The sequence below is a fragment of the Luteimonas sp. GW821-FHT14E02 genome (assembly GCF_058803905.1).
The window spans coordinates 177,777-190,488 of record NZ_JBXAPK010000003.1 but is presented as its reverse complement, the minus strand read 5'-3'; the positions used below and the strand labels follow the sequence as shown (position 1 = coordinate 190,488).

The following is a 12,712-nucleotide window of genomic DNA, read 5'->3' as shown; positions in this document are numbered from 1 at the left end:
ACTCAGTGATTCTATTCTTCGCCCTGCTCTTCGTCGCCGCCGCCATCGCCGGCGCCTGCGCTTTCGTGATCTTCTGGCCGCTGGCGCTGGTACATCTGCGCGACCGGCATACCGAGGTGCGCGCACGATTCGGCGAAGGCGCCTTCCTGAAGCCGTCCGCGCTCGGCTGGCTGCTGAGCGGACGTTATCGCCAGATCGTCGACCCGCAATTCACCGGCCTCGCCACCCCCGCCCGGTTGTCGTTGATGACGATCCTCGGTGGACTGGTCTGCGCGGGCCTGCTCTGGCTGGTGTCCCTGGTGCTGCCGGCATGAACGAGATCGACATGAACACGAACGAATCCGAGCGCGTGGAATGGTGGCTGGCCACCCTTGGCCGCACCCTCGTCTGGGTGCGCATGAGCGTGCGCGAGGCCGGTACCGCGGCGGTGTTCGACAGCGACGGCAACACGCTGGTCTACGACAGCGAGGACAGTGCCCGCGCCGCGCTGATGGACGCCGAGTTCGTTGCCTTCGACGGCCTCGACGAGGAGGACGCGCTCGCGCGCGGCTTCAGTCTCGACGAGATCGTCCCGCCCCACGCCCGCGACGACGAGCACCTGCGCGAGCACATGGTGCAGAAACTGGGCAGCCGCGCCTGACGGTCGCCCGCCTGCTAGTAATCAGTATGTACACGCCCCGCGCCTTCGCCACGACCGACCTGAATCATCTGGATGCGCTGTTCGCCAGCGATCCTTTCGTCACCCTGATCACCAACGACACCGACGGCCTGCCCTTCGCCAGTCATCTGCCGGTGCTGTATCGCCGCACGGAGGCGTCCGTCCTGATCGAAGGCCATTGGGCCAGGCCGAACCCGCAGACACGGCATGCGGAAAACGCATTGATGATCGTGCATGGCCCGCATGCCTACGTCTCGCCGAGTTGGTATCCGGACAAGGAGCCCGCCGCACGGGTACCGACCTGGAATTACGTGGTGGCGCATCTGTCGGGCCGGCTCGAACGGTTCGAGGATGAAGCCGGACTCGCGGATATCGTCGACAGACTGAGCGTGCAATTTGAAACCTTGTCGGGCAGCGACTGGCGCTTCGAGCCGGAGCGCGAGGATCACCGCGTGCAGTTGCGCGGCATCATCGGGTTCCGCTTCGTGCCCGCGCGCATCGAGTTGAAGTTCAAGCTCAGCCAGAATCATCCGGACGCCAATCGTCGCGCCGTTACCGACGCGCTTGCCGCACGCGAAGATGCCGGCGCGAAAGCAGTCGCCGCGCTCATGCGCGAACATGCCCTCCCGCGCACGGGAGAGGAGACAAAGTGAACGGAGCGACGTCGTGGATCTGAACCTCGCCGGCAAGCACGCCCTGGTCTGCGGTGCCTCCGAAGGAATCGGCCGGGCCGCGGCGCACGAACTCGCCCTGCTCGGCGCCGATGTCACGGTGCTGGCACGCAGGGCGGAAGTGCTGGAGACAGTCGCCGCCGCCCTGCCCCGCTACGATACGCAGCAGCATGGTTGGCTGGCCGCGGATGTCTCGCAAACCGAAGACCTGCGCGCCAAGGTGCAGGCGCTGGCGGCGCGAAAGCCCGTGCACGTCCTCGTCAACAACACCGGCGGACCGCCCAGCGGAGCGGCTCACGAGGCAGACATGGCCGCATATCTCGATGCCTTCAACAAGCATCTGATCGCCAATCACGTGCTGGTGCAGTCGGTGCTTCCCGGCATGCGCGCGGCGCGCTGGGGACGCATCGTCAACGTGGTCTCGACTTCGGTGAAGGAACCGATCGCGGGCCTCGGCGTATCGAACACGACGCGTGGCGCGGTGGCGAGCTGGGCCAAGACCTTATCGCGCGAACTCGCCGGCGACGGCATTACCGTCAACAACGTGTTGCCGGGCTACACCGAAACCGCCCGGGTCGAACAGATCGTGCAGGATCGCAGCCGCGCGAGCGGCAAGACGATCGATGAAGTCCTGGCGACGATGCGGGCCAGCGTTCCGGCCGGGCGCTTCGCCAGTCCCGAGGAAACCGGTGGCGTGATCGCCTTCCTTTGCTCTCCCGCCGCGGCCTACATCAATGGCGTGAGCCTGGCCGTGGATGGCGGGCGGATGAATTCGATCTGATACCTGTCGCTGATTATTCGACTCCACTTCTCGTCATCCAGGCTATCGCTGGGATGACGGCCATGGAAGGATCCCCGACATCCTTCCGCGCAGCGTTCACCGTCGTGCTTTAAGCTAGGCACATGCAGCGACTGACCCACTGGATCGACGGCAAGGCTCAGGCTTCCGGCAGCGGTCGCTGGCTTGAAGTCTTCGATCCGGCGTCCGGCCAGGCCTACGCACAAGTCGCCGCCGGAAACGCGGCGGACGTCGCCAAGGCCGTCACGGCTGCCGAGGATGCCTTCCCCGCATGGTCGCGCCTGCCCAACAGCGAGCGCGCGCATTGGCTGGAAACGCTGGCGACGGCGCTGGAGGCCCGCCTGGACGATTACGCGCATGCGGAATCGCGCGATGGCGGAAAACCCTATGCGCTGGCGCGCGATGTCGAAATCCCGCGCGCGATCTCCAACCTGCGCTTCTTCGCCCACGCCGCTACGCAGTTCGCCAGCGAATCGCACCACGGCCAGGCCGGTCTGAATTACACGCTGCGACAGCCGCTCGGCGTGATCGGCACGATCTCGCCGTGGAATCTGCCGCTGTACCTGTTTACATGGAAGATCGCGCCGGCGTTGGCCGCGGGCAATACCGTCGTCGCCAAGCCGTCCGAGATCACGCCGCTCACCGCGACGCTGCTGGGCGAGCTGGCCGCCGACATCAAGTTTCCGCGCGGCGTGCTCAACATCGTGCACGGCCTGGGACCGGAAGTCGGCGAGGCGATCGTCACGCACGAAGCGATCAAGGCGGTTTCCTTCACCGGCAGCACCGCGGTAGGTCGCCACATCGCCGGCATCGCTGCCCCCATGCTGAAGAAGGTGTCGCTCGAACTCGGCGGCAAGAATCCGACACTCGTGTTCGCCGACAGCGATTGGCGCGACAATCTCGATACCTTGGTGCGTTCCGCGTTCCAGAACAGCGGTCAGATCTGCCTGTGCGGCTCGCGCCTCCTGATCGAGCGCGGCATCTATCACGAATTCCGCGACGCGTTCGTCGAACGCGTGCTTGCGCTGCGCGTGGGCGATCCGATGGATTCGGATGCGCGGCTTGGCCCGCTGGTCTCGCAGGTGCATTTCGACAAGGTGGTGGCGGCCATCGCACGGGCACGCGCGGAAGGCGGCCATGTGCTTTGCGGCGGACAGGCACTCGACCGCCCCGGCTGGTTCGTGACGCCGACGGTCATCGAAGGCCTGGGCCCGGACAGCCTCAGCAATCGCGAGGAAATCTTTGGCCCCGTCGTCACCTTGCAGGCTTTCGATGACGACGATGCGGCGCTGCGACTGGCCAATGCCACCGATTACGGTCTGGCCGCGTCGATCTGGACGCGCGATCTCAATCGCGCCCATCGCATCGCCACTGGCATCCGCGCCGGCATCGTCTGGATCAACACCTGGCTGATGCGCGACCTGCGCACGCCCTTCGGCGGCATGGGCCAGTCGGGCCTCGGCCGCGAGGGCGGATTCGAAGCGATGCGCTTCTTCACCGAACCCAAGAACGTTGGAATTTCCTTGACGTGAGCACGCCTCCCAAGAGCCCTCCTCCCAAGGGCAGCCCCACCCAGAACACTCTCGAAGATCTGCTGCGCAACAACCGCGACTGGGCCGAGCGCGTCCGCCGCGAGGACCCGGGCTTCTTCGAGCGTCTGTCAAAGCAACAGTCGCCGAAATATCTCTGGATCGGCTGCTCCGACTCGCGCGTGCCGGCGAACCAGATTCTCGGACTCGATCCCGGCGAAGTGTTCGTGCACCGCAACGTCGCCAACCTGGTGGTGCATACCGATCTGAACTGCCTGAGCACGATCCAGTTCGCCGTCGACCTGCTCAAGGTCGAACACATCCTGATTGTTGGACACTACGGCTGCAGCGGCGTGCATGCCTCGCTGACCGGCACCCGTGTCGGATTGGCGGACAACTGGCTGCGCCACGTCGGCGACGTGATCCAGAAGCACGAAGGCCTGCTGGCGCAGGTGGAACCGGAATCGCTGCGCCATGCGCGACTGTGCGAACTGAACGTGATCGAACAGGTGCTCAACGTCTGCCAGACCACCATCGTGCAGGATGCCTGGGCACGCGGGCAGACGTTGTCCGTGCACGGCTGGGTGTACAGCCTCGCCGATGGCCGCGTGCGTGAGCTGTCGATCGATGTGGCCGGTGCAGACGAGGTCGCCGGCGCCTACCAGGCGGCGCTTGCCGCCATCCCGTTGAAGGGACGGCGCGATGAGTAGGAGTCCACAGTGATGAACCAGGTCGTTCGCACCGATACCGCGCCGAAGCCAGTGGGCGCCTACCCGCATGCGCGACGTGTCGGCGATCTGCTGTTCCTGTCCGGTATCGGCCCGCGCAATCCCGCCAGCGACGAGATTCCGGGCAATGTCCTGTACGCAGACGGCCGCGTGCAGAGTTACGACATCGAGGCGCAGACGCGCGCTGTGTTCGCCAATGTGCGCGCGGTCCTGGAAGCCAGTGGTGCGCGGTGGGAGGATCTGGTCGACGTCACCGTCTACCTCACCGACATGACGCGCGACTTCCGCACCTACAACGCCATCTGGGCCGAATATTTCCCCGATCCGGCCACCGCGCCCTGCCGCACCACCCTCGGCATCACGGCGCTGCCGACGCCGATCGCGATCGAACTGAAGTGCATCGCCGTTGTGAAGGCGCCCCCCGCATAGGACTCAGCCATGCTCCCCGCCCCCCTCAATTTCCAGAAGTGGATCGACGAACACCGCCACCTGTTGAAGCCGCCGGTCGGCAACAAGTGCATCTACGACGGCGATTTCATCGTGATGGTGGTCGGCGGCCCCAACCAACGCACCGATTATCACTGGGACGAAGGTCCGGAGTGGTTCTACCAGCTCGAGGGCGAGATGGTGTTGCGCATCCAGGACGAATTCGATGGAAGCCACGGGAAAGTGCGCGACATCCCGATCAAGGCCGGTGAAATCTTCCTGCTGCCGCCGCGCACGCCGCATTCGCCGCAGCGCATGCCCAACTCGGTCGGCCTGGTGATCGAACGCAAGCGCCTGCCCCACGAGGACGATGGCCTGTTGTGGTTCTGCGAGAAATGCAACCACAAGCTGTACGAGGAATATTTCTTCCTGCGCGACATCGAGAAGGATTTCCCGCCAGTGTTCGAGCGCTTCTATTCCTCGCGCGAGCATCGCACCTGCCAGCAATGCGGGCACCTGAATCCGGCGCCGGCGAAGTACGAATTCCCGGACACCTGAGCGCCGCATCGTCGTGCTGCGCTCGCTGATCGCCTTCCAACCGCGCGACGTTCCCACCCGGGTCGCCTTGCGCAACACGGTCACGGTGGTGGCGCCGCTTGCGGTGGGCGTCGCCATCGATCAGATCCCGGCCGGCCTGGCGATGACGGTCGGCGCGCTCAACACGATGTTCACCGACCTGCCCGGGCCTTACCGGCTGCGCATGCAGCGGATGTTCCTGGCGGCCGCTTCCGCCGGTCTCGCCGCGCTGGTCGGCATCCTGGTCGGGCCGTACACCGGAGCATTCGTCATCGTCGCGGCATTGTTCGGCGCGATCGGCGGGCTGCTCGTGGCGCTGGGACCGGTTGCCGCGCGTGTCGGCCTCACCAACACCATCGTGATGATGATCACGGCGGAGATGCATCTCTCGCCCGGCCACGCGCCCGGCGTCGCCGCACTGATCCTCACTGGCGGATTGCTGCAGATGCTGATGGCCGTCGCCGCCTGGCCCTTGCAGCGTTACCGGCCAGAGCGCTTCGCATTGGCCACGGTCCTGGAACAACTGGCCGAAACCGCACGCACGCGCCCCGACTCATCGCAGCCACCGCCCGTCACGCAGGCGGCCACGGAAGCCCTTCAGCTGTTGCACGGCGAACACCGCTCGCGCGGCATGGCGGTGCAGTCGTTCCGCATCATCGCCGAACTGTGCGAGCGCGTGCGCATCGACCTGCTCTCTCTCGGCGACCTGCACGCCCGCATTCGCGAGCGTGAGGTGCTCGCGCGCATCGACGCCATCCTCAAAGCATCCGACGCCGTCCTGCGACATCTGGCCGAAGCGATGTACAACGCGGAACCTCCCCAGCGCGCCGAACGCGACATCGCCGGTTTCGACATCCTGGTCGAAACGCTGGCGCAGTCGCGCCGCGACCTCGCCGATCCGCGCGACCGCCGCCTCTCGCGCATCGCGCTGGCGCGCGCGCAGGGCCTCGCCGGCCAGCTGCGCTCGCTGGTGCGCAACAGCGACTGGGCCAGCAGCCGTGGCGAGATCCGTGCCGAACTCGCCGAGGCGCGCCTGCCCGCCGCGCTGCGCCCAGGCAATCCGCTGCGGACGCTGCGCGCCAACCTCAAGCTGTCGTCGATCGCGCTGCGGCATGCGCTACGCAGCGCCGTCTGCATCGGGGTGGCGGTGGCCTGCGAACGGATGCTGCAGATTCCGCACGGTGTGTGGATTCCGATGACCGCCGCGATCGTGCTCAAACCCGATTTTGGCGGGACGATGCAGTTTGGAATGCTGCGCGTCGTCGGCACCTTGATCGGCCTGCTGATCGGCACCGCCATCGCCCACGTCGCCATGGAGGGCGTGGCGCTGCGGTTGGCGCTGATGGCGGTACTGTGCTTCGTGTTCCGCCTGCTGGTGCAAGTGAACTATGCAATCGGCGTGGCGATGCTGACCGCAATGCTGGTGCTGCTGCTCTCGTTCGAAGGCATCGCGCCGGCCGACGCGGTCGAAATGCGCATTGTCGGCACCGTGCTCGGTAGTGTGCTGGCACTGATCGCCTATGCGCTCTGGCCGACCTGGGAAGGCCGCCGCATCGCCAACGCGATGGCGACGTTGATCGATGCCTATCGCGACCACGTTCGCGCGGTGCTCGGCCGGGATTTCGCCGCGCTCTACGAAACCCGCAGCGCCGCGCGCGCGGCCCGGACCAATGCCCTGGCATCGCTGGAACGGCTGCGCGCCGAACCCAAGCGCGGTCCGGCGAAGGTGCAGCTGGCCTGGGCGGAATCGTTCCTGGCCAACGCGCACCGGCTGATCCGCGCGACGCTGTCGCTGGAGGCCTTGCTCCGCGACGAAACGGGGTTGCCACGCATGCCCGAACTCGATGCGTTCGCCGAACAGGCCGACCGGGCATTGGGCAAGGTCGTCGATGCCCTGCGCGAGGACCGGCCGCTGACGCTCCCGTCATTGCGGCCTTCGGAGCGACAGCTCTCCGACGCCCTCGCCCGCCTGACCGACGCCGGTGCCACAGGCATCGCCCTGGCCGACGCCTGCGACCGCATCGTCGACGCGATCGACACGCTGGCGCATTTGCTGCAGCGCGAAACGGCGTCAGGCACTACGGCCAACTCCATGGCGACCGCGTAGAGGCGGCGCATGTAGAATCCGAACCATGCTCAAGATCGACACCCACGCCCACTACCTGCCGCGGGACTGGCCCGATCTGGCGAAGAAATACGGCGACGAGCGCTTCCCGGTGATCCATCACACCGAGGATGGCCGCCATCGCATCTACAAGGACGGCAAGTTCTTCCGCGAGATCTGGTCGAAGACCTGGGACGCGCAGGAACGCATCGACGACTACGCCCGCTTCGGCGTGCAGGTGCAGGTGATCAGCACCGTGCCGGTGATGTTCAGTTATTGGGCCAAGCCCAACCAGGCGCTGGACTTGCACGCGGCGCTCAACGATCACATGGCCGAAACCTGCCGCTCGCATCCGCGCCACTATGCCGGCATCGGCACGGTGCCGATGCAGTCGCCGCGACTGGCGGTGCAGGAACTCGAACGCTGCATGGACCAGCTCGGCCTGCAGGGCGTGCAGATCGGCTCGCACATCGGGGCATGGAACCTCGACGCGCCGGAGCTGTTCGAATTCTTCGAAGCCGCCAGCGATCTCGGCGCCGCGATCCTGGTGCACCCCTGGGACATGATGGGCAGCGAGTCGATGCCGAAATACTGGCTGCCATGGCTGGTGGGCATGCCGGCCGAGCAATCGCGCGCGGCTTGCTGCCTGATCTTCGGTGGCGTGCTGGAGCGGCTGCCGAAACTCAAGATCTGCCTGGCGCACGGTGGTGGCAGCTTCCCCTACACCATCGGCCGCATCGAGCATGGTTTCAACATGCGCCCCGATCTCGTCGCGACCGACAATCCGCGCAATCCGCGCGACTATCTCGGCCGGTTGTACTTCGACTCCTGGGTCGCCGATCCACGCGCGCTGCGCTATCTGCTCGAAACCTGCGGCGCGGAGCGCGTGATGCTCGGCACCGATTATCCCTTCCCGCTCGGCGAGCAGGAGCCCGGCGCCGGCATCGCCGCGCTCACGCTCGACGAAGAAGGCCAGGCACGGCTCTATCACGGCACTGCGCTGGAATGGCTCGGCCTGTCCAAATCGCGCTTCGCATGAGTTGCCGAGCGCCGTTCGCATGGAATCCACTTTGACCGAACTCTTCTCAGACGATTACGCGCAAGCACAGGATGCCGCCGATCCGCTGCGCGGATTTCGCGACCAGTTCCTCATCCCGAAACACAACGGCCACGATCAGGCCTACTTCTGCGGCAACTCACTCGGATTGCAGCCAAGAACGGCGCGCGCCCACGTCGAGGAAGTGCTGAGCAAATGGGCGATGGAAGCCGTCGAGGGGCATTTCACCGGACAGGCGCAGTGGATGCCGTATCACGAACTCGTGCGCGATCCGCTCGCGGCGGTGGTCGGCGCGGAACCGTCCGAAGTCGTGGCGATGAACTCGCTCACCGCCAACCTGCACCTGATGATGGTGAGCTTCTACCGCCCCACGCGCGAGCGTCCGGCGATCCTGATGGAAGCCGGGGCGTTTCCCTCCGATCGCTACGCGCTCGAATCGCAGGTGCGTTTCCACGGCTTCGATCCGGCGACCGATCTGATCGAGCTTCAACCCGACGCACCCGACGGTACGTTCTCGATGCAGGCGATCGCGCGCGCGATCGCCGAGCACGGACCTCGCCTTGCCCTCATCGTCTGGCCCGGCGTGCAATACCGGACCGGACAGGCATTCGATCTCGCCGAGATCGCGCGGCTCGGGCACGCGGCTGGCGCCGTGGTGGGATTCGACCTCGCCCACGCCGTCGGCAATCTGCCGCTGCGACTGCACGACAGCGACGCGGATTTCGCGGTGTGGTGCCACTACAAATACATGAATTCCGGCCCAGGCGCGGTGGCCGGCTGCTTCGTGCATGCACGCCATGCGCGCACGGACCGCCCGCGTTTCGCTGGCTGGTGGGGACACGATCAGGCCACGCGCTTCCGCATGGGACCCGATTTCTCGCCCACATCCGGCGCCGACGGCTGGCAGTTGAGCAATCCGCCGATTCTCGGCCTGGCACCGCTGCGCGGATCACTGGAGTTGTTCGCGCAGACCGGAATGCCCGCATTGCGTGAAAAATCCAAGCGGTTGACCGGCTATCTCGAAGCGTTGATCCATGAGCGGTTGACCGGCGTTTTGCAGATCGCCACGCCAGCCGATCCCGAGCAACGCGGCGCCCAGCTTTCGTTGCGCGTCGTGAACGGACGCGAAGCCGGCCGCTCGCTCTTCGAGTTCCTCGCCCGCGAAGGCGTCCTCGGTGACTGGCGCGAGCCCGACGTGATCCGCATCTCCCCCGTTCCGCTCTACAACACCCACGCCGACGTCATGCGTTTCGTCCGCGCAGTGGAAGCCTGGCGTACCCCATGAGCGAGCTTCTGATGAGTAAGTCCCTGACCATCATCGGCGCCGGTCTGGCGGGCGCCCTGCTCGCGACGTTGCTGGCACGGCGCGGGTGGCAAGTCGACGTGTTCGAGAAGCGCGGCGATCCGCGCGTGAAGGGCTACGAAGGCGGCCGCTCGATCAATCTCGCTCTGGCCGAGCGCGGCCGCCACGCCCTTCGGCAGGCCGATGCCGACGATGCGGTGATGCGACAGGCCGTCATGATGCGCGGCCGCATGGTGCACTTCCTCGACGGTCGCGTGCAGCTGCAGCGTTACGGGCGTGACGATTCCGAAGTGATCTGGTCGGTGCATCGCGGCGATCTCAACATCACCCTGCTCGATCTGGCTACGCGTGCGGGCGCCAATCTGCATTTCCACCGACGCCTGGAAGGTGTTGATTTCGATGCTGGCCTCGCCCGCTTCATCGACGATCGCGATGGCACGCGCCACGAAGTCTCCGCGCCGACGCTGGTGGGTGCCGACGGTGCCGGCTCCGCGTTGCGTGCGACGATGAACGCGTATTGCCCCCTCGGCGAACGCAGCGAATTCCTTGATCATTCCTACAAGGAACTCGAAATCCCGCCCACGCCGGACGGTAGTTTCCGCATCGAGCCGAATGCCCTGCACATCTGGCCGCGCGGGCACTACATGTGCATCGCATTGCCGAACGACGAGAAGACCTTCACGGTCACGCTGTTCCTCCCCAACGAGTCGACACCTGGCCACGATGGCCCCAGCTTCGCCACGTTGAAGACGCCGGACGACGCCGTCGCCTTGTTCGAGCGCGATTTCGCCGACGCGCTGGCGCTGATCCCCGACCTCAGGAAGGATTGGGCCAAGAATCCGCCGGGCCTGCTGGCGACGCTTTACCTCGATCGCTGGCACCTGGATGGCCGCGCGGTGCTGCTCGGCGATGCCGCGCACGCGATGGTGCCGTTCCACGGCCAGGGCATGAATTGCGCGTTCGAGGACTGCGTGGCGCTGGCACGGCACCTGGACGCGCATGCAAACAATGGAACCGCGGACCTCGCGGCCGCTTTCGCCGCATTCGAAGCCGAGCGCAAGCCAAACGCGGCCGCGATCCAGCAGATGGCGCTGGAGAATTACCTGGAAATGCGCGATCGCGTCGACGATGCCGACTTCCTCCTGCAACGGGATCTCGAACGCGCCCTGCAGGAACGTCATCCCGGCCGCTTCGTGCCGCACTACACCATGGTCACCTTCATGCGGATTCCGTATGCGGTGGCCCTGGAGCGCAGCGACATCCAGCGCGAAATCCTCATCGAAGCCACGCACGGGCTGGATTCGCTGGATGGCGTCGACTGGGCCGCGGTCGATGCGCAAGTGCTGGCACGCCTGACACCATTGCAGGATACGGCGTGAGCGCGAGCTTCCTCTTCTACGATCTGGAAACCTTCGGCACCGATCCGCGCCGCAGCCGCATCGCCCAGTTCGCCGCGATCCGCACCGATGCCGATCTCAACGAGATCGACGAGCCGATCGATTTCTTCGTACGCCCCGCCGACGATCTCCTGCCCACCCCGATCGCCTCGCTGGTCACTGGCATCGCGCCGCAGGATGCGCTGCGCGACGGCATCCCGGAAGCCGAAGCGTTCGCCAGGATCGCCGAGGAAATGTCGCAGCCGGAAACCTGCACGCTAGGCTACAACTCGCTGCGCTTCGACGACGAATTCATCCGCTACGGTTTTTTCCGCAATTTCTATGATGCTTACGAACGCGAATGGCGTGGCGGCAACTCGCGCTGGGATCTTCTGGACGTAATGCGTCTCGCGCATGCGCTGCGGCCCGAGGGCATCGTCTGGCCACAGCGCGACGATGGCGCGACTTCGTTTCGCCTGGAACACCTGGCCTCCGCCAACGACGTGCGTATCGGCGATGCCCACGAGGCGCTGTCGGACGTGCGCGCCCTGATCGGCATGGCGCGCAAGCTCAAGCATGCGCAGCCACGGCTCTGGGACTATGCGCTGCGTCTGCGCGACAAGCGCTTTGCGGCCTCCCTGCTCGATCTTGTCGGACAGCCCCCTGTACTCCACGTTTCGCAGCGTTATCCGGCGGCACGCCTGTGCGCGGCGGCCGTGTTGCCGCTCGCGCGGCATCCGCGCATCGACAACCGCGTGATCGTGTTCGATCTCGACAGCGAGCCCGAGGCACTGCTCGATCTCGACGCCGACGCCATCGCCGACAGGCTCTACATCCGCAACGCCGACCTGCCCGAGGGCGAGACACGCATTCCCTTGAAGGAAGTGCATCTCAACCGCTGCCCCGCCCTGATCGAGTGGGCGCACCTGCGTGAGCAGGATTTCCAGCGCCTGAACATCGATCCGGCTCTCGTCGAAAAGCGCGCCGCGCGTCTGCGCGAATCCGCGCCTCAACTCGCCGAGAAAGTGCGGCGCGTCTTCGCCGCCACGCAGGAGCGGGAACCATCCGACGTCGATGCCGCCCTCTACGACGGCTTCATCGGCGACGGCGACAAGCGGCGATATGCGGATGTACGCGCGACGCCGCCGCAGACCATGGGGGCACGCGATTTCGGCTTCCAGGATGGGCGATTGCCCGAACTGCTGTTCCGCTATCGTGCCCGCAACTGGCCTGAAACCCTGACCCCGAGCGAGCACTCACGTTGGAACGAATACCGCCGGCACCGCCTGCTCGAAGAATCAGGTCTGTCTGAACTGAGCTTGTCGCAGTACGGAGCGGAAATCGCCGCATTGCGTCTCACGCACGCGGGCGACGGCCCGAAGCAGATCCTCCTTGATCGGCTCGAGGCCTGGGGCGCGGAGTTGCATCGATCGTTGGAATGAGAGAGCTTCATGAGCTTCGTCGTTCATGCGCGAACGGACGTGC

Annotated in this window: 13 protein-coding genes; all 13 read left to right on the top strand. The window is 65.8% G+C overall.

Features of this window, described 5'->3' with window-relative positions; genetic code table 11:
* The first annotated feature begins 5 nt into the window (after positions 1-5).
* The 13 genes from AC1RNP_RS06515 to sbcB all read left to right on the top strand — a co-directional run bounded on the left by AC1RNP_RS06515 (position 6) and on the right by sbcB (position 12,669).
* Positions 6-314, top strand: coding sequence for a hypothetical protein (locus AC1RNP_RS06515; RefSeq protein ID WP_493050452.1), 309 nt, complete (start codon positions 6-8; stop codon positions 312-314).
* A gap of 11 nt (positions 315-325) precedes the next feature.
* Positions 326-640 (top strand): hypothetical protein, encoded by a 315-nt coding sequence (locus AC1RNP_RS06510; RefSeq protein ID WP_493050451.1) that lies wholly within the window; start codon positions 326-328, stop codon positions 638-640.
* Between the two features lie 26 nt (positions 641-666).
* Positions 667-1,311, top strand: coding sequence for an FMN-binding negative transcriptional regulator (locus tag AC1RNP_RS06505; RefSeq protein ID WP_493050450.1), 645 nt, complete (start codon positions 667-669; stop codon positions 1,309-1,311).
* A 13-nt stretch (positions 1,312-1,324) separates the two neighbouring features.
* Positions 1,325-2,110, top strand: coding sequence for an SDR family oxidoreductase (locus AC1RNP_RS06500; RefSeq protein WP_493050449.1), 786 nt, complete (start codon positions 1,325-1,327; stop codon positions 2,108-2,110).
* Positions 2,111-2,232: 122 nt separating this feature from the next.
* Positions 2,233-3,660, top strand: coding sequence for an aldehyde dehydrogenase (locus tag AC1RNP_RS06495; protein WP_493050448.1), 1,428 nt, complete (start codon positions 2,233-2,235; stop codon positions 3,658-3,660).
* Entirely contained in the window at positions 3,657-4,367 is a 711-nt protein-coding gene (can, locus tag AC1RNP_RS06490; RefSeq protein WP_493050447.1) for a carbonate dehydratase, read from the top strand. The genes AC1RNP_RS06495 and can overlap by 4 nt, the downstream gene beginning before the upstream one ends.
* Before the next feature lie 12 nt (positions 4,368-4,379).
* A complete protein-coding gene (locus AC1RNP_RS06485; RefSeq protein ID WP_493050446.1) occupies positions 4,380-4,814 on the top strand; it encodes a RidA family protein in 435 nt (144 codons plus the stop codon).
* A gap of 9 nt (positions 4,815-4,823) precedes the next feature.
* Positions 4,824-5,369 carry a 3-hydroxyanthranilate 3,4-dioxygenase gene (locus tag AC1RNP_RS06480; protein ID WP_493050445.1) on the top strand — a complete coding sequence of 182 codons (546 nt, stop codon included), beginning with the start codon at positions 4,824-4,826 and terminating at the stop codon, positions 5,367-5,369.
* Between the two features lie 13 nt (positions 5,370-5,382).
* Positions 5,383-7,494, top strand: a complete 2,112-nt coding sequence (locus AC1RNP_RS06475) for an FUSC family protein (RefSeq protein ID WP_493050444.1) — start codon at positions 5,383-5,385, stop codon at positions 7,492-7,494.
* A 25-nt stretch (positions 7,495-7,519) separates the two neighbouring features.
* Positions 7,520-8,530: an amidohydrolase family protein gene (locus AC1RNP_RS06470; RefSeq protein ID WP_493050443.1), complete on the top strand. Its 1,011-nt coding sequence runs from the start codon at positions 7,520-7,522 to the stop codon at positions 8,528-8,530.
* A 19-nt stretch (positions 8,531-8,549) separates the two neighbouring features.
* Positions 8,550-9,833 carry a kynureninase gene (gene kynU, locus AC1RNP_RS06465; RefSeq protein WP_493050442.1) on the top strand — a complete coding sequence of 428 codons (1,284 nt, stop codon included), beginning with the start codon at positions 8,550-8,552 and terminating at the stop codon, positions 9,831-9,833.
* Between the two features lie 11 nt (positions 9,834-9,844).
* Positions 9,845-11,230, top strand: coding sequence for an FAD-dependent oxidoreductase (locus tag AC1RNP_RS06460; RefSeq protein ID WP_493050441.1), 1,386 nt, complete (start codon positions 9,845-9,847; stop codon positions 11,228-11,230).
* On the top strand, positions 11,227-12,669 hold the full coding sequence (gene sbcB, locus AC1RNP_RS06455) for an exodeoxyribonuclease I (protein ID WP_493050440.1): 1,443 nt from the start codon (positions 11,227-11,229) through the stop codon (positions 12,667-12,669). The genes AC1RNP_RS06460 and sbcB overlap by 4 nt, the downstream gene beginning before the upstream one ends.
* The last annotated feature ends 43 nt before the right edge of the window (positions 12,670-12,712 follow it).

What these genes read in the sequence shown, in the direction of transcription:
- AC1RNP_RS06510 (WP_493050451.1), top strand. Translation starts at nt 326, where the DNA reads ATGAACACGAACGAATCCGAGCGCGTGGAATGGTGGCTGGCCACCCTT.
- kynU (WP_493050442.1), top strand. Translation starts at nt 8,550, where the DNA reads ATGGAATCCACTTTGACCGAACTCTTCTCAGACGATTACGCGCAAGCA.
- AC1RNP_RS06460 (WP_493050441.1), top strand. Translation starts at nt 9,845, where the DNA reads ATGAGTAAGTCCCTGACCATCATCGGCGCCGGTCTGGCGGGCGCCCTG.
- AC1RNP_RS06505 (WP_493050450.1), top strand. Translation starts at nt 667, where the DNA reads ATGTACACGCCCCGCGCCTTCGCCACGACCGACCTGAATCATCTGGAT.
- AC1RNP_RS06485 (WP_493050446.1), top strand. Translation starts at nt 4,380, where the DNA reads ATGAACCAGGTCGTTCGCACCGATACCGCGCCGAAGCCAGTGGGCGCC.
- AC1RNP_RS06470 (WP_493050443.1), top strand. Translation starts at nt 7,520, where the DNA reads ATGCTCAAGATCGACACCCACGCCCACTACCTGCCGCGGGACTGGCCC.
- AC1RNP_RS06480 (WP_493050445.1), top strand. Translation starts at nt 4,824, where the DNA reads ATGCTCCCCGCCCCCCTCAATTTCCAGAAGTGGATCGACGAACACCGC.
- AC1RNP_RS06495 (WP_493050448.1), top strand. Translation starts at nt 2,233, where the DNA reads ATGCAGCGACTGACCCACTGGATCGACGGCAAGGCTCAGGCTTCCGGC.